This is a genomic window from Acinetobacter sp. BMW17 (assembly GCF_001592855.1).
Classification (GTDB): Bacteria; Pseudomonadota; Gammaproteobacteria; order Pseudomonadales; family Moraxellaceae; genus Acinetobacter; species Acinetobacter johnsonii.
In genome coordinates this window covers 269,417-285,268 of sequence record NZ_LSOD01000047.1, presented here as the reverse complement: position 1 = coordinate 285,268, position 15,852 = coordinate 269,417, and the positions used below count along the sequence as shown (strand labels likewise).

Genomic DNA, 15,852 nt, shown 5'->3' with positions numbered 1-15,852 from the left:
TAATATTAATTCGGATTAAAAAGGTTGGAATTAAAATATATTTATTTTGATTTTATATTATTAATTTAAAACCAACTAAAATGGTCTATTTAATATTTAAATTAATTTAAAACAATAGCTTAAAAATAGCATTTGAAATACATTATTATTATAATTGCATATTAATTACACTCTTGTTTATGATGAGTTAATGTTAATTTCTATATTAATTATTTTACAAACAGAGGTTGTTTGAAATGTTGAAGCAAATTACCCTAATTACATTAATGGGTCTTTCTGCATCTGCTGCAATGGCAGGTCAATGGCAAGTCAAAGTCGGTGGATCTGCAATTGCGCCAACGCAGGACACGAAAATTGCGAATGGTACATTAACGGTTGAAGCAGATAGCGAACTCGCGTTTACGCCATCGGTTGAATATTTCTTTAATGACAATATTTCTGCAGAGCTGCTATTGGCGACACCAATTAGCCATGACGTGACAGTAAATGGTAGCAATGCTGTAAAACTTAAGCATTTGCCGCCAACAGTGACTGCAAAATATAACTTTAAAAATTCAACAGGTTTCACGCCTTATATTGGTGTCGGTGCAACAGCATTTATTGCTTGGGATGAAGAAACTTCAGGTGTACTTGCAGGAACTAAAGTTAAAGTCAAAGACGACTACGGCTATGCTGCACAACTTGGTTTTAATTACCAACCTGCTGATGCGAAAAACTGGGGTGTGTTTGTCGATGTTCGTTATGCGGACTTAAACCCAAAAGTTGAAACTGTGGTTGAAAACTTTAAATTAGATATCGATCCAGTGATTTATACACTCGGTTATAGCTACAAATTTTAATAATCAAAAGTAGCTTTTTAAGAACCTCATCAATGATGGGGTTTTTTTATGCAAAGACTAAAGTTGAATAGTGGTCAACGTTGAAATAAATCACGATGATTCAGTATTAAAAGAAAATCATCTATAAAATGGATAGAAACAGAATAAGAGAGTGATAAAAATGAAATCTATGTTCGGGATCGGTTTAGTTTGTGCTTTGGCTTGGAGCATACATGCTCAAGCAGCCAGTTTTAATTGTGATAAAGCAAAAACGACGACGGAGCACGCGATCTGTGAGCACCGGCAAATCAATGATGCCGATGTGAAAATGGCCACCACTTATACCATTTTAAAACGTCTTGTTCCGATGGGGACACGTGGCATGATTCAGGATGACCAAGTGAAATGGTTGAGTCTCCGTGACCGCTGTGGTGCTTCACAAAGTTGCCTCATGGATGTGTATAAAATGCGCCAGCAGCAGTTAGAACTACATCTAGATCGTATTTACCGTCAGGGCCCATTTTAAAAAAAGGACAAAAAAACTTGCGATCACTATTGAAAAACGTACCGCTCACTCCAATTCATTAAGCATTCTCTATAAGACTTAATACATTAAGGAGCGATTGATGAGCGAGCAAAACGCACATAAACATAGTTTCCAAGCTGAAGTGGCTCAGCTATTACATTTAGTGACGCACTCACTGTATTCAAATCCTGACATTTTCCTACGTGAATTGATCTCAAATGCGTCCGATGCCTGCGATAAATTGCGTTTTGAAGGCATTAATCATCCTGAATATTATGAAAATGACCCAGACCTACATGTGCGCGTCAGCTTTGATGAAGCCAATCAAACACTGACCATTTCAGACAATGGGATTGGTTTAACTGAACAAGAAGCGATTGACCACTTAGGTACGATTGCTAAGTCTGGAACCAAGGACTTTATGTCTAAGCTCACGGGTGACCAAAAATCAGATGCACAACTGATTGGTCAGTTTGGTGTCGGTTTCTACTCGGGCTTTATTGTGGCTGACAAAATTACCGTAGAATCACGCCGTGCAGGTGTGGGTGCTGATCAGGCGGTACGTTGGGTCAGTGCGGGCACGGGTGAGTTCGAAGTCGAGCAGATCCACAAAGACAGCCGTGGTACCGATATTATTCTACATTTGCGTGAAGATGCGTTGGACTATTTACAGTCGCATAAAGTGAAGCAAATTATCAATAAATACTCAGATCACATTAGTCTGCCGATTGAGATGCAAAAAGAAGTTTGGCAGCAAGAAGAAGCGGTCGAAGGTGAAGAACCAAAACCGGGTCAGTATGTGAAAACGGGTGAGTGGGAAGCGATTAACTCAGCCAGCGCCCTGTGGACACGTAATAAAAATGAAGTGACTGAAGAGCAGTACGTCGAGTTCTATAAGAATCTCAGCCATGACTTTGCAGCCCCACTGGCATGGGCGCATAACCGCGTCGAGGGCAGTACCGAATATACGCAGTTGTTGTATGTACCGGGTAAAGCTGCTGCGAATATCTTTACCCGTGAAGCCAAAGCGGGGATTAAGCTCTATGTAAAACGTGTTTTCATTATGGATGACGCGGATAACTTGATTCCAAACTATTTACGCTTTGTTCAAGGGGTGGTCGATAGTGCCGATTTGCCACTGAACGTTAGTCGTGAGTTGTTACAAGAAAGCCGTGATGTGAAAACTATTCGTGAAGGGAATGCACGCCGTGTATTGACGATGCTGGATGCTTTAGCCAAATCGGAAGATGAAAAAGACCAAGAGAAGTTCAAAACCTTCTACCGTGAATTTGGTTCAGTATTGAAAGAAGGTTTGGGCGAAGACTTTGGTAACCGTGAGCGTATTTTAAAACTTTTACGCTTCTCAACTTCAAACAATGATGCGGTGAGCACTTCTTTGCAGGACTATAAAGCGCGTATGCCTGAGGGGCAAAAAGCGATTTACTATGTGACTGCAGACAGTCTCAATGCTGCGAAGAACTCGCCACAACTTGAGCTGTTTAAGAAAAAAGGCATTGAAGTCTTACTCATGGCAGACCGTGTCGATGAATGGGCAATGGAATTTGTGCATGAGTTTGATGGCACACCAATGCAAAACGTGGCGAAAGGTGCAGTCGATTTAGGTGATTTACAAGATGCCGAAGAGAAGAAGGCACTTGAGGCAGCTGCAGAGCAGTTTAAACCTGTGGTTGAAAAACTGTCTGACTCATTGAAAGCCAAGACCAAAGAAGTACGTGTGACCACACGTTTGGTGGATTCACCTGCATGCTTGGTGACAGGTGAGGGAGAGCTTTCTCCACAACTGATTCGTATGCTGCAACAAGCGGGTCAGGCCGTACCTGAAAGCAAGCCAATTTTGGAAATTAACCCAGAGCATCCATTGGTGAAAAAATTAGAAAATTCGGCACAGTTTGATGACTTGGCCAATGTGATTTTTGACCAAGCGATGATTGCTGAAGGCGGCTTACCTGATGATCCTGCCGAATATATCAAACGGATTAACAGCTTATTGCTTCAATAAACCATTATATGTTTAAAGAAAGCCTATCGTTAAGATAGGCTTTCTTTTATGTCAATGAGTTGGATCAAGCACCTTAAAAACTGTCGAATGTATTGATTAACTCGGTGGAAAAGAAGTTGATGTGGATATCCGTGGATAAGTGAGAACTTATCCACAGTTCAGCTTAAATATCCACCATGCCATTAAAATAAAGCCTCAAAACGCACCAAGGCACTGACGTAATGGCTGCGGTCTTCACGGTGATCATTAAAATAATTTAAATCGCCTTGGATATAAAACCACTCGCGTAAGAAGGGTTGACGCCACGAGACAAAAGGCCCCCAACGGTTCAAGCGCAGGTCATCGTTGTTGTAGAAACCACCAGTGTAAATGCCGTAGTTAAAACGATTGCCATGAAAGAATTGGTGTTGTCTAAAGCTATAGTTATCCCAGAGCAGATCATCATCCTGATCGTCTGCATAGGTCAGACTGAACTGATTGGATAAAAATGGCTGATTGGGTCGTGCATGCGTCAGCTCTAGGTTGGTACGTAAGTAATTTTCACTGTCGATACCATAACGGTAAATCTGTTCAGCATAAGCACGAAAATCATTGTCGAGTTTCCATTCTTTCGATAACTCGATCCGCGCATAGATATCATCCCCTGAACGGACCCCCAAGTCGAAATCAGTTTCAAAAGGCAGACGATCTGATAATTGCGACCATCTTAAAGCCAGTGAGCTATTGGCATCACGGGTTTGGCGGCGATCAAATGTTTTATCGTTATTCGCACTGGGTGGATTTTCATTGGTAATTGCAACATTGTTTTGCAGTTCATTATCTAAAGAGTCATCCCCAAACACCACACTGAGTTTATGTTCTAAGGTTGGAAGTTTAACTCGACCCCGAATACGCGGTTTTACATCATATTCATCATGTTTATTCCAGCGGTTATCGACCAAGACACGTAATGTGGCTGTAGCTGGTTTTTTAGGATCGGTTTCACCAAACCAATTGTCCATTTTGGCGGCTGTTCGGTCTGCCCAGTTTCGAACTTCTTTTTGCTGGCGGTCGACCCAGGTGCGTTCTTCAGTGAGGTCAGTCGTGGGCACAATCAGCTCGTCCGATTCTTCAGGTAGAACGGTTGGAAGTGAGTCAATCCACTGTGGAATTTGATATAAAAGTCCACTACCTTTGGGGGGCGATGCGATTTTGTCAATTTCAGCCACGTCGTGAGGTGGCACAAAATGTTGTGTGCTGTTGGTATTGCTTTCCGCCCAAGCCACGTTGACGTATGTACCTAAACTTAGGCAGAAAAATAAAGAGATGGATCCCACATGTTGAGTTCTTAGCATGCTTTCGTACTTTATTGTTCTTCGATGTTTTAGTGTTGTAAATTTCACATAAGAACACAAGTAGAAAATACAAAACTCTACAACTCGATGCTCAGCTGTTTTTGAATAGAATCAAATAATTGAAACACAGTGATAGGTTCAGGCAAAGTGGAAATCGTATTTTGAATCAGTTGCCAACTGACGCCGTGCTGTCGGTCTAAGACCAAGCACGGATACGCGATGTCGGTACGTGAGAGCTCTACCCGCTTTTGACCATGAATTACTCGAATTTTTTGTCGTTCTTTTAACACTAAAATGGGCGTATTTACGTCCGCGGGGCTTTCTTCAAAATGAATGAATTTACGGCTATTGAGGAGATCGACCAGAATAAATGGGTGATAGTCTTCAATGTGCCATACCAATTTGGCCTGTTGGGTATACAGCTGAAAAATCGAAAACACATCATGCATGTGAGTCTGTAGCTGATCCCATTCAATTTCGCGAATGGCTGCGAGTTGATGTTGACCACTCTGGGCAAATTGTTGGCTCAGGCGAATGGCTTCTGTAGGACTGTCAGCACCAAATAGAGCCAAATACTTAATAAACCTTCCGTGCTGATGGGTCTGTTCTGCCAAATAGATGGGATAGTCCAAGCAGTGATCGAGTTGGTCGCTGTGGATCAGAAACTCGATATTTTGATTGATCTCAATGTGCCCTGAAATGTCGAGGCCATACAGCTTAGGGTCTAAATTTGGTTGATGCAGCGTGTGCAATTGCGCTTGATATTGCCCCAAATGAATCTGTGTGGGCAGTATGGGTTGCGCAGCAGTAGCTGATGCTTCTGAATTTTCTGTATGGCTATCCTGCAAAACAGGGCATGGTGCTGTCACCTCGCTTTCAAGTGGATTTTGCTGATGAGATACAAATGAAATGTCTGTGTCTTGTGGTTCAGCTAAGATCGATCGCCTTTGGATAAAATCCTGAATGGCAAGCGTTGAAATAGACGCACTTGGCTTGAGGTCAAATCGAATGGGTGTAACGGTCTCAATGATAAATTCTTCCTGAGGCGGACATAGCCCATCACTTAAAAGAGGCTGATTGCTGAGAATCAAATGATTTTCTGCTAATACTTCAGGTTGAAGATCTAAATCTGTTTTTACAATATCGACCTGATTTTCAGGTTCCTTATCTTGTTTGATACTTAGTTTAATAGGATTGATTGAGACGACATCTTCTACAGCGTCTTGTTTAAAAGACCTGAGTTTGGATTCTTCAATTTGAGTTGCATTTAGGTTGCTGTCGAATGTAGGTTGTATTTCCGTATTGAAATGAAGCGCTGCTTCAGCCTTAGATAAAAGCAGACTAGACTCAGGACGGACTTCGAGGAAGTCTGACTCAGACTCTTGGGTTCGTTCAGCCGATGTATCATCTGTAGCAATGCTTAAAAGCTCAATACCCGTGAAAACAAAAGCATCGGTAACTACATTGTCCTGTGCATGCCCTATGTCAGTTTTTTCCTCGAATGTTGTTGTAATAGGGATGATAAACTGGTCTCGTGCAACTTCTGCAACTTCTGCAACTTCTGCAACTTCTGCAACTTCTGCAACTTCTGCAACTTCTGCAACTTCTGCAACTTCTGCAACTTCTGCAACTTCTGTGGATATTTCTGGTGTGGTAAGAAAATGTGTGTTGTCGGGCTGTTGAACGCTTTGTGCATGGCTCAAAAACCATTGGTAAGCGTGTTCAAACTTTATGTGCCATGAGCTGCTATACAGTGTCGCGGGAGTGCTTTGAAAAGCAATTTGCCAACCTAAACCTGATTTATATAAAAAACCCCATGCGAAAGCTGCCTGCTGCTTTAAGGCATCGGTTAAAGCAGATTCATATTGAAATAGTCCAATATAGGCATGTTGGTAGGGGCTTTGTTGTATCCAGCGTTCAGCCGTAGCTTGAGGCTGAGTCAGCGCCTTATAGGCTTCGAGTTGTTTTTGGAAAATGGGCTCATCACAGAGTGCAAAGATTTCACGGATGCGTTTTTTCGAGCGCGCAATTTCAAAAAAAGACAGAGGTTGATGCTCCAAACCATCAATCAATTGATGCAGTTCTTTGATCAGCAGTGCTTTTTCGATTGCTTTCATGCGCTGAACTCTAAAGTTGTTTTTGTGCTTGTTCCAAGTAGCTTGCCAAAACCATATTGATGGCCAGTTCAAGTAATTTATATTCGGCTGAAGTCGGCTGCGTATACAGCTGTGCGAAAGCAATCAATTGATCAAGGTCAATGGCTTGGGGTGTAATACGACCTTGGATGAGGGCTTGTAAATTTTGCATAGGCATGTGCTATTGAGTGCATTTAATTTATTGGTTTTGGAATTGGGTCTTCTTGTTGGATCATAATTAGAAAAGAATAAATAGGCAAAAATTATTCTGCTCTCGATACGAGAAAAGGGTAGTGAAAAATGTAGATAATTTCGATTTCAGCACAGATTGAATTAAATATTTTGCCCTAGAGGGTTCATAGCTGAAATTTTTTGTCAGTTCTTTGCAATTTTGGGCAAAAAAATAGGCAATCAACATTGCCTATTTTTGACCAAGTCAGCACAAATTACGCTTCTTGATGTGGTGCAGCCGCAGGAGCATCAGCCGTTGCCGTTTGAGTGTCTGCTGGTTTTTTTACAGGAAAATCTGGAACAAAAACAACTTGTGCAGAAACAGTTGCAGAAAGAGCCATTACAGCGACAGCCAAAGCATATTTAACAGCGTTCATGATATTTCCTCTAAAAAGGAGGTCTCACTAAGGAGACTGGGAGTTTTAAAAAGACAAATTTCGCATGAATAATATCAAAAAATGATCGATTTAAGCGCTGGTTTAGGCCATTAAAAGATGAATGGCGAGTTCATTTATTGTTAAAAAACAATTAATTAGAATAAATACTCTAGTCTGGTATAGAGTTTTTACTCCAGTGCTAAGCTGTTTAAATTTAAAGTGAAAATTTAGATTTTCAAGTTTGAAATGAAGCTTGAAAGTAGGACTTTTTTGTCTGAAATGAGACCTGAAAAAGGACTTGGAGTTACATGATTAATTGTTTAAATATTCATCATTTTGAAGTCTTTTGATTGTGCACACTGTGTAAGTTTTTGCTGTGGAATGTTTAACTCATCTATTTTTGATTAAAAATTCACCTAAGATGAACAGGCAAAAACAACAATAGCTGAGGACAAACAGATGGCCATTGCAAAAGTGGTAGAAGTCAATTCAAGCAGTGCGAAAAGTTTTGAAGATGCGATTCAGACTGGGGTCGCAAAAGTCACCGAGACGGTGAAGAATGTTCAAGGTGCTTGGATCAATGAACAAAAAGTGGTGATTAAGGACAACCAAATTGTAGAATATCGGGTCAATCTTAAAATTAGTTTCTTGGTCGATTAAAGACAGATCAGTTTTTTTAACTTATAAAAAATCCCCGCAGGTCGGGGATTTTCTTATCTATGGATAGGGCTCAGTTAAGGTCTGAACCGAGTATCCTTATGATTGTTTTGGTGTTTCACAAGACTCATCGGAACACTGTGCAGCATTATTTTCTTCTGCTGGCATTTGTGCTTTTTCAAGGACTTGTAAAAAGACTTCACGCGGCTGCGCACCCGCTAAAGCCACACGTTGATCGAAAACAAAGAACGGCACACCCGTTACCTTCAGTTGTTCACGCGCCACTTCTTGGTCAAACTTCACGAAATCTGCGTATTCGTCAGAATCCAGCACATCATCTACCTCAACTGGGTTTAACCCAATACGAGAGGCCACATCTTCAATGGTTTCACGTTCACCAATCGGTAAACCTTGCGTCATATAACTAAAGAAAAAGGCTTCTTCAGCTTCATTGCCTAAACCATGGCTTTGAGCAAGGTGGATAATACGGTGTGCATTGAAACTGTTGCCTGAGTTGGCATTTTCCCAGTTAAATTCAATGCCTTCTTCCGCAGCCATTTTGGCAATATTACGTTGCATCTCTTCAACTTCAGCGACTGTGCGACCATATTTTAGTGCGAGACGTTCTGAGTTCGAAATTTCTTGGCGTACTGGCGCATCTGGATCCAGTTCAAAACTGTGCCAGTGCACTTCTAATTCAACACCAGCTTGTTCAGCCGCCGCTTCTAAACGTTTTTTGCCAATATAACAAAAAGGACAAACAACATCTGACCAAATATCTACACGCATGGGATTTCTCAAAAATAGTAAAAAGAGCAATTAAGGAAATGATGGGGATGAGTTATAAAATTTAAAGCAGGGCCATTAAAAAAAGCGGTTTCGCTATGGATTCAATCAGTTGAGCCCTCTGGGTTTGACCGTTTATCTGACAACTACGTTGCATAAAGATCGAAAAATATACAATAGGGTGAAGGCGCTCAGTTTGAGCATGCTTTTTATATCTCTTATCGTTTGGGATTGTTTTATGAAATTTTTAAATTCTCTTCCAGTTTTTTGTTGTGTTCTTATTTTTATGCCGACTTTGCTGCAAGCCAATGGTGAGATCGTGAGTCTACCGACTTTTAGAACCATGGCGGAATCAGAGCTACGTGCTGAAACGGGTGTGATTCCTTATCAACAGGATGAAAATATTCGTAAAGCCTTGCAGCACCGTATTGTTCAGTTACAGGATGATGCGCAGTCTTTTGTGGTCGATCCGACCATCACTCAAAACATCGATATTTTGCCACCTGCGGTCACCGCAGATCTAAATTCTGTGCCGCCTTTGTTACGTGAGCATGTCTTGAACATTGCCGCTGGTTTGCAGTCGTCTAATCCAACTGAAGGTTTGTATATCATGTTGCAGCCGTTTGGCATTGACCGTAATGCGACCAATGTACAAATTGCCCGTGAACAAATTTCGATTGGGCAGATTGATCGGAATTTTATGCAAGGGATTCAACAGAATAGTCAGCAACCGAGAATAGCTCCAACGAAGTAACACGTCTTTATTTGTTTATCGCCCGTACATTCCTCATCCACTTGGGGAGGGTACGGCCTTAGCGTCCTCAAATCTCGATAACATGTTGAAATATTGATCATGTGCCTTTATTTGCTATGATGAAAAGAAATGAAGAGGAAGCTGAACATGCGACGTATTGTGTTGATTTTAGTTCTTGCGACCAGTGCCGTTTTTGGTTGGATGTTTTATCAGTATTCTCAACAACAAAAAGAGCAGCAGCAGCTACAACGCTATGAAACGGTGCTGTATGAAAAGACCGAACAAATTTACAAACAAGCTCAAGATTGGACCACACCGATTCAAGTCGATGTAAAAGACCCACGTCTGACAGGTGACTATCAAATTATGGCGGAGTTTGTGCTCAGTCATATGCTGCAAAATGCCGAAGCGCGTAATCAATATCTGCGAGATTTAAAAGCCTTAGATTGGGATCAATTTTTAAATATTGACCGATTAAGCAAAGACAAAAAGAACAATTATGCTGAAACGGAGCAAATGCTGAAAGACGTACATGCCGTTGTTGATAGCTATGCACAGCAGGTTGAACAACGTCAAAAAGAAGCGATTGCTCAGGCCAAAGATTTAGCAATATCTGCGCGGTTCCGCCATCAACTGACCGACAGCATGAAAGCCAGTGAAAAAAGCCATGAAGCTACCCGCCTGTTTAGTCTTGAACAGCAGAATTTAGCCAAAGCGGATCAAATTTTCTTGGTGCTGAAAAATAACCAATGGGAAAAGAAAAATAACACCTTTATGTTTTATGAAGATGCACCACTACAGCAGTTTAATGCGCTGTATAAAGAGATTTTGGCACTGAATAGCCAAATGCAGCAGGTCGAAAAACAGACCCAAAAAGAGGTAGAACAGAAGTTATAACACCGTGCAAAGATGACAGCCTTGTAAGCGGACTGTCATCTGTTGTTCAAAATAGGCTGCTAGAGTAAAAGCATCACAACGATGACGACTTTTCAGTGCAGGCAGGTGAGTCATGAGAACCATACACGTTTTTGATGATATTCAGCATGTGTATAGTGAGTTTGTAGAAAATAAAAACTATCCAAAATTAGAACGCTTAAGCAACTGGGGGAAGAATCGTTTTTTCTTCAACCAATATTTCAAAATGATTGAAGACTGGTACCACACCGAACAAATCGTGATTCAGTTCAACCAACAGTACTTCAGTCTAGATACGGGCAGCGCGCCTGACTTTATGGACAAAGAAAAGTATATGGCTTGGTTGATGGGCGAACTCTTAATTTAAATCCTTCACACAACAGCACAGCGCCTGATTCGTTCTAGGCGCTGTGCTTTTATTGTCTTAATCAAAAATTTTATCGGCCGCTTGGAAGGGTAGACTGACCACATCAATTGCCACGGCAAAAGGCAGTAACACTAATTTTTCAAAAGGATTCATACCTGACTTTGATTTATAACTTTCCTCTTGATGGGTATAAATGCTCACCTGATAAGGTTTACTCAAGGCTTTTAACGACGCTAAATTGTTCGCGGCAGGGTAAACCACACCTGCCAGTTTGATCTCAAAACAGAAACGCTGTGCAAACATGCGTTCATCACTGGAACTTGAACATTCCTTCGCACCATTTTCAATAAAAAATTCAAGATCTTTCTTGCTGATGTCTTCTTTGAGTTTCACATAAGACAGTGGTAGTGTCCCTGTGAAATGACCATCATTCTTTTCTGAATAGAAACTTAGTTCTCGGGTGACTTGAATATTTTTCGGTTCCAGTTTCCCAATCAAGCTGACAAATTGGGGCCCGCCTTGGGTCAATACATAACTTTTTTGTTGCCCCGCAATCACTAAACTATGCGCAGGTAAATTCGGTAGAGGCTGAGCAGGTTTGCCAAAAGCCACCACTTGGTCTTCAATCAAGGTGACTTTGTTGGTACGGGTATAGGTTTTATTGTCTTTGGTCATCAGGGTTTTGGTGGCACAGCCTGTGAATAATGTTGCCATGACGCCTAAGCAAATGATGGTTTTTAAAGGTGATGCAAACATCAATAGACTCCGAATCATTTGAAATATAGTTAAGCTGAGTTTTTATTGTCTTTAAGCCTATCATTAAAATGTTCAAAAAGGCGCCAAAGCTCAAAAGTTTGAAGTCATGAAAGTTCGATGAGTCGCTCAATGCCGTGGCAACAGATTTTATTTTTTATCCATCTACTGGTTTTAGTTACTGAATGAATGTTCATTTGAGTCTGAACTGGCTATGATCATACAAGTGTTCAATAAAAAACGATGGACTGGCGAATACGTCATAACAAGGTGGGGACTAGGCTGATGCAAGACTTGATTTGTTATAAAGAACTTCCTGTATGGACTGCGCAGACCATTCCGCAAGGGTTTAAAAATCAACACAATACCAAAGCGGGCACGTGGGCAAAGCTAAAGATTTATCAAGGTGAGCTGAGCTTTGCTTTTTTAGATGAAGCAGGTCAAGTGCAATCTGAACATCTATTTACAGCTGAGCAACAGCCACCGTTTATTGAGCCTCAAGCATGGCACAAGATTGTTTCGACCAGTGACGACATAGAGTGTCGGCTACAGTTTTACTGTACCCCGCAGGATTATTTTTATAAGAAATATCAGCTTTCACCTACGCACTCAGAAATTTTGGCGGCTACGCCGTATTTACACGGTGGTCGGGCTTTGGATGTTGGCTGTGGGCAAGGGCGCAATGCACTGTACTTAAGTCAGCAGGGCTTTGAGGTGGATGCTTGGGATGTGAATCCGCAAAGTTTGCAAAAACTACAGCAGATTATAGATGCCGAAGGTATTCAAAAGATTCATGTGCAACAGCGTGACCTCAATGCTGACCCAAGCATTACAGGTACATATGACTTTATTTGCTGTACGGTCGTGATGATGTTTTTAGAGGCCTCAACGGTGAAACCATTAATTGCGCAGATGCAGCAAGTTACCAAAGTGAACGGGTTGAACTTGATCGTCTGTGTGATGGATACCGATGATATTCCTGCACAGCCTGACTTTCCTTTTGCCTTTAAAGCAGGAGAGCTAAGTGCGCTATACGATGGCTGGAACATTGTGAAATACAATGAAGATGTAGGTGAGTTACATCGGGTTGATAAGCAGGGTAATCGGATTAAGCAGCATTTTGCGACGTTATTGGCGCAGCGGATAGATGATTTATAAGAATAAATGTTTTTTTACTATAAACTGAGGAAATTAAATGATTTGTCATAGAAAAAATTAAAGAGTAGTGATAAGTTTATTATTTGAAATATTTATTTTTAATTAATAACTTATATTTACTTACGGCGTATATGAACATAAACCAAAGAATTGAAAAAATTTTAAATCATTTATCTGACAATATGTATGAAAGAGAACATATTATTGCATTAACTTTGTTAGGTGCTTTATCAGGTACAAATACTTTTTTACTTGGTTCTCCAGGTACTGCTAAAAGCTTAATTTCAAGAAAAATTGCACAGGCTTTCGAGCAGCCAAAGTATTTTGAATATTTGATGAATCGCTTTAGTACACCTGAAGAAGTTTTTGGTCCTGTTTCTATCAAAGCGTTAAAAGAAGATCGTTATACACGTAAAATTGAAAGCTATTTACCAAATGCAGACTTTGCTTTTTTAGATGAAATTTGGAAATCTAGTCCTGCAATTTTGAATGCTTTACTCACATTGGTAAATGAAAAATTATTTAAAAATGGTGATGAAATTCTTCATGTACCATTAAAGGCTTTAATTTCAGCTTCAAATGAAATCCCTGCTGAAAATCAAGGTTTGGATGCTTTATATGATCGTTTCATTTTACGCCTAATAGTTGAGCCGATTAAAAATAATGAAAATTTCTTAAATTTAATTTGCTCTAAACCAACTGAGATCGAGGTAAATTTAGATAAGCAGTTATTAATTAAAAAAGATGAATGGCAAAAATGGCAAAAAGACATTCATGAGGTGAAATTTAGCAAGGAAGTATCAGATATCATATTGATGATTCGTCAAATGATATCTGATTTACCTAAAGATAAAAAAATTTATGTTTCAGATCGTCGTTGGCAAAGAGCTGCTTATTTACTTAAAGCCGCTGCATTTTTTAATGGGCGTCAAGAAGTCATTTTAAGTGAAATATTTTTGCTGAAATATTGTTTATGGAGTAAATCAGAAAATTTTAAAGACATTGATAATATTGTAGAGCAATGCTTAAAGAATAATGGTTTAGATAGTGGTATTGATCAAGAGAATTCCATATCAGAAAAGCAACGCTTAGAAAATGAAATTAAAACAGAGCTGTATTATTCGGATGATATTTATGACACAGTGAAAATTGGTACTGAAGAATACTATCCATTTACTCTTCAAACTTACAGAAATGAAATTGAAGTTTATATTAATGTGAGTCATGTAGGAACTGATGAATGGTTTTATGCAAAAGATATCAATGGAAATGATTTAAATTATGAATATAATTTTCAAAATAATGGTAGTTGTAATTTTCACAATATGAATAAAAAGTTTACTCCACAAGTGAAATATACGAAAGGTTCTAAAAAGGAAGATATAAATAAAAGGCTAATTAAAGCTTTACACGATGAGGTAGGTAGTATCCAAAAGAATTTTGAACAGGCATTATTGCAAGTTACAAATAGAAAGAATGAACTTTTAGATGAATTTGACTCATTATTTATTTCTTTAAAAGAAAAAGATTTTTTAGTGAGTAGTCTTGAAAAGCAGATACAAAATTTTGAATTAAATATTCAGGATAGTGAGAGACTAAAATCCTTATGTATCAGCTAAATTTATTTGATGATACTAAAGAAGCAGTGCAACAAGCCACGAAAGAAAATTCATTATCACAGTGGCTTGAGCATGAAAAGATTAGTCATCGTTTAGACATGCAAGTCAAAGTTTGGTCTAAAAATACTGAGCGACAACTTTTCTTAGATAATCCATATTATTTGTATCAAGAGCAATATGAAGATATTGCTCAAAATAATGTGTCTAAAGTAAATGGCGCTGTTCAGCAGTATAGTGAATTCTTAAAATTTTCAGGTTTGCCTGACTCTACTGCGTATTGGCAAAAAGAGCTTGAAAAGCCTAAAGTGAACCAACAAAAGTTGATGTCTCACTTATTAGGTGATTGGAAGAAAAATTTAGATCAACAAATTGCTGAATGGAATTTAAAAAAGATTGATGAGCTGAGAAAAAAGTTTATTGAAGAGTTTATAAAGCAATTACAGGATTTAGAAGAGTTAAAAAAACTGACGGACAGTTTAGGCTTGGAAACAGGTACTTTTTTAGACTATTCCAAAGGAAATTTAACACCACAAGATATTGTTCAGTTTAAACAATGGGCGGAATATCTCCGAAACAATGCTTCATTGGCAGAGGTTTTAAATGTATTAGGTAAAATTCAAAGTGCTAAAATTGCAGAAGATAAAAAAGTTATTTCACAGTCTTTGAGTATTGAAACATATATTCCTGATATAAATTCTAGAGAAGAAATTATAGGAACAAAATTAGCTAAGGATTTAGAGTTTATTTTGCCTTCTGAATTGGCATTATTGTCAGATCCTGAAACTGAAATTTTGTTTGATTTAAAATTTATAGAATCCAATCTGATGTGTTTTGAGATGCAAGGATTGCAACCTTATAAAGATACTATTGAACAGGATGTAGAGGTATCTGATGATTCGAAAGGACCGATGATCTTATGTATAGATACGAGTGGTTCGATGAATGGCATGCCAGAATATATTGCTAAAGCAACGGCTTTATATTTTGCAACTCAAGCAATGAAAGAAAAACGAAAATGTTTTTTAATTAATTTTTCGACATCAATTAAGACATTAGAATTAACAAGTGACAATGGATTAAAAAGTGTTATAGATTTTCTAAAAATGTCTTTCTATGGTGGAACAGACGTTGCACCTGCTTTAGCTTATGCATTGCAACTAGTTGAAAAAGAAAATTATAAAAAAGCAGATATTCTTGTAGTATCAGATTTTATAATGGCATCTTTAGATACAAAAATTCATAATAAGATTAAATTAGTTAAGGAAAATAAAAATCAATTTTTTTCATTAGTAATAGGGTGTTCTCCAATTAATGAATTTTCTCGAGATTACTTTGATAGAGAATGGCTATTTAATCCTAGAAATAGTTCTGTTACAGAAATAGTGAATTTAATTAAATAAAG

General features: G+C 38.9%; 16 protein-coding genes. 10 read left to right on the top strand and 6 right to left on the bottom strand.

Annotated elements, in window-relative coordinates:
• The first annotated feature begins 236 nt into the window (after nt 1-236).
• The 3 genes from AXW61_RS16100 (at nt 237) to htpG (ending at nt 3,364) form a co-directional block, all read left to right on the top strand.
• Complete coding sequence (locus tag AXW61_RS16100; protein WP_062035228.1) at nt 237-839, top strand: OmpW family outer membrane protein; 603 nt, start codon at nt 237-239, stop codon at nt 837-839.
• Between the two features lie 160 nt (nt 840-999).
• Nucleotides 1,000-1,344, top strand: coding sequence for a lysozyme inhibitor LprI family protein (locus AXW61_RS16095; RefSeq protein WP_062035226.1), 345 nt, complete (start codon nt 1,000-1,002; stop codon nt 1,342-1,344).
• 100 nt (nt 1,345-1,444) lie between these two features.
• Nucleotides 1,445-3,364, top strand: coding sequence for a molecular chaperone HtpG (gene htpG, locus AXW61_RS16090; protein WP_062035224.1), 1,920 nt, complete (start codon nt 1,445-1,447; stop codon nt 3,362-3,364).
• Nucleotides 3,365-3,546: 182 nt separating this feature from the next.
• Here the strand turns inward: htpG and AXW61_RS16085 are convergent, their stop codons facing one another.
• The 4 genes from AXW61_RS16085 to AXW61_RS17655 all read right to left on the bottom strand — a co-directional run bounded on the left by AXW61_RS16085 (nt 3,547) and on the right by AXW61_RS17655 (nt 7,441).
• Complete coding sequence (locus tag AXW61_RS16085; RefSeq protein ID WP_029574925.1) at nt 3,547-4,698, bottom strand: hypothetical protein; 1,152 nt, start codon at nt 4,696-4,698, stop codon at nt 3,547-3,549.
• Nucleotides 4,699-4,775: 77 nt separating this feature from the next.
• On the bottom strand, nt 4,776-6,815 hold the full coding sequence (locus AXW61_RS17660; protein ID WP_062035222.1) for a hypothetical protein: 2,040 nt from the start codon (nt 6,813-6,815) through the stop codon (nt 4,776-4,778).
• 10 nt (nt 6,816-6,825) lie between these two features.
• A complete protein-coding gene (locus AXW61_RS16075; protein WP_062035220.1) occupies nt 6,826-7,005 on the bottom strand; it encodes a hypothetical protein in 180 nt (59 codons plus the stop codon).
• A 274-nt stretch (nt 7,006-7,279) separates the two neighbouring features.
• Nucleotides 7,280-7,441, bottom strand: a complete 162-nt coding sequence (locus AXW61_RS17655) for a hypothetical protein (RefSeq protein ID WP_004692748.1) — start codon at nt 7,439-7,441, stop codon at nt 7,280-7,282.
• Between the two features lie 459 nt (nt 7,442-7,900).
• Between AXW61_RS17655 and AXW61_RS16070 the strand changes: the two genes are divergently transcribed.
• The gene (locus AXW61_RS16070; RefSeq protein ID WP_062035218.1) at nt 7,901-8,101 is read left to right on the top strand and encodes a dodecin family protein; all 201 of its coding nucleotides are present in this window, start codon (nt 7,901-7,903) and stop codon (nt 8,099-8,101) included.
• A gap of 96 nt (nt 8,102-8,197) precedes the next feature.
• On the opposite strand, the gene AXW61_RS16065 is transcribed toward AXW61_RS16070, so the two are convergent.
• A complete protein-coding gene (locus tag AXW61_RS16065; protein ID WP_062035216.1) occupies nt 8,198-8,887 on the bottom strand; it encodes a DsbA family oxidoreductase in 690 nt (229 codons plus the stop codon).
• A gap of 235 nt (nt 8,888-9,122) precedes the next feature.
• Between AXW61_RS16065 and AXW61_RS16060 the strand changes: the two genes are divergently transcribed.
• From AXW61_RS16060 to AXW61_RS16050, 3 genes are all read left to right on the top strand, one after another.
• The gene (locus AXW61_RS16060) at nt 9,123-9,638 is read left to right on the top strand and encodes a hypothetical protein (protein ID WP_062035214.1); all 516 of its coding nucleotides are present in this window, start codon (nt 9,123-9,125) and stop codon (nt 9,636-9,638) included.
• A 147-nt stretch (nt 9,639-9,785) separates the two neighbouring features.
• The gene (locus AXW61_RS16055) at nt 9,786-10,535 is read left to right on the top strand and encodes a hypothetical protein (RefSeq protein WP_062035212.1); all 750 of its coding nucleotides are present in this window, start codon (nt 9,786-9,788) and stop codon (nt 10,533-10,535) included.
• Nucleotides 10,536-10,647: 112 nt separating this feature from the next.
• Nucleotides 10,648-10,920 carry a hypothetical protein gene (locus tag AXW61_RS16050; RefSeq protein WP_058868773.1) on the top strand — a complete coding sequence of 91 codons (273 nt, stop codon included), beginning with the start codon at nt 10,648-10,650 and terminating at the stop codon, nt 10,918-10,920.
• Between the two features lie 57 nt (nt 10,921-10,977).
• Here AXW61_RS16050 and AXW61_RS16045 read toward each other — a convergent pair whose 3' ends face one another.
• Nucleotides 10,978-11,676, bottom strand: a complete 699-nt coding sequence (locus tag AXW61_RS16045; RefSeq protein WP_062035211.1) for a hypothetical protein — start codon at nt 11,674-11,676, stop codon at nt 10,978-10,980.
• A 282-nt stretch (nt 11,677-11,958) separates the two neighbouring features.
• On the opposite strand from AXW61_RS16045, the gene tehB reads away from it, so the two are divergent.
• The 3 genes from tehB (at nt 11,959) to AXW61_RS16030 (ending at nt 15,850) form a co-directional block, all read left to right on the top strand.
• Nucleotides 11,959-12,831, top strand: coding sequence for an SAM-dependent methyltransferase TehB (tehB, locus tag AXW61_RS16040; RefSeq protein WP_062035209.1), 873 nt, complete (start codon nt 11,959-11,961; stop codon nt 12,829-12,831).
• A 131-nt stretch (nt 12,832-12,962) separates the two neighbouring features.
• A complete protein-coding gene (locus tag AXW61_RS16035) occupies nt 12,963-14,450 on the top strand; it encodes an AAA family ATPase (RefSeq protein WP_081408317.1) in 1,488 nt (495 codons plus the stop codon).
• On the top strand, nt 14,438-15,850 hold the full coding sequence (locus AXW61_RS16030; RefSeq protein WP_062035206.1) for a VWA domain-containing protein: 1,413 nt from the start codon (nt 14,438-14,440) through the stop codon (nt 15,848-15,850). Before AXW61_RS16035 ends, AXW61_RS16030 begins: the two co-directional genes overlap by 13 nt.
• Nucleotides 15,851-15,852: the final 2 nt, after the last annotated feature.

Bases quoted from the DNA above. Each gene is read 5' to 3' on its own strand.
- AXW61_RS16100 (WP_062035228.1), top strand. From the start codon at position 237: ATGTTGAAGCAAATTACCCTAATTACATTAATGGGTCTTTCTGCATCT.
- htpG (WP_062035224.1), top strand. From the start codon at position 1,445: ATGAGCGAGCAAAACGCACATAAACATAGTTTCCAAGCTGAAGTGGCT.
- AXW61_RS16085 (WP_029574925.1), bottom strand. From the start codon at position 4,698: ATGCTAAGAACTCAACATGTGGGATCCATCTCTTTATTTTTCTGCCTA.
- AXW61_RS16060 (WP_062035214.1), top strand. From the start codon at position 9,123: ATGAAATTTTTAAATTCTCTTCCAGTTTTTTGTTGTGTTCTTATTTTT.
- AXW61_RS17660 (WP_062035222.1), bottom strand. From the start codon at position 6,815: ATGAAAGCAATCGAAAAAGCACTGCTGATCAAAGAACTGCATCAATTG.
- AXW61_RS16095 (WP_062035226.1), top strand. From the start codon at position 1,000: ATGAAATCTATGTTCGGGATCGGTTTAGTTTGTGCTTTGGCTTGGAGC.
- AXW61_RS16075 (WP_062035220.1), bottom strand. From the start codon at position 7,005: ATGCAAAATTTACAAGCCCTCATCCAAGGTCGTATTACACCCCAAGCC.
- AXW61_RS16045 (WP_062035211.1), bottom strand. From the start codon at position 11,676: ATGTTTGCATCACCTTTAAAAACCATCATTTGCTTAGGCGTCATGGCA.
- AXW61_RS16055 (WP_062035212.1), top strand. From the start codon at position 9,786: ATGCGACGTATTGTGTTGATTTTAGTTCTTGCGACCAGTGCCGTTTTT.
- AXW61_RS16050 (WP_058868773.1), top strand. From the start codon at position 10,648: ATGAGAACCATACACGTTTTTGATGATATTCAGCATGTGTATAGTGAG.
- AXW61_RS17655 (WP_004692748.1), bottom strand. From the start codon at position 7,441: ATGAACGCTGTTAAATATGCTTTGGCTGTCGCTGTAATGGCTCTTTCT.
- AXW61_RS16070 (WP_062035218.1), top strand. From the start codon at position 7,901: ATGGCCATTGCAAAAGTGGTAGAAGTCAATTCAAGCAGTGCGAAAAGT.
- AXW61_RS16030 (WP_062035206.1), top strand. From the start codon at position 14,438: ATGTATCAGCTAAATTTATTTGATGATACTAAAGAAGCAGTGCAACAA.
- AXW61_RS16065 (WP_062035216.1), bottom strand. From the start codon at position 8,887: ATGCGTGTAGATATTTGGTCAGATGTTGTTTGTCCTTTTTGTTATATT.
- tehB (WP_062035209.1), top strand. From the start codon at position 11,959: ATGCAAGACTTGATTTGTTATAAAGAACTTCCTGTATGGACTGCGCAG.
- AXW61_RS16035 (WP_081408317.1), top strand. From the start codon at position 12,963: ATGAACATAAACCAAAGAATTGAAAAAATTTTAAATCATTTATCTGAC.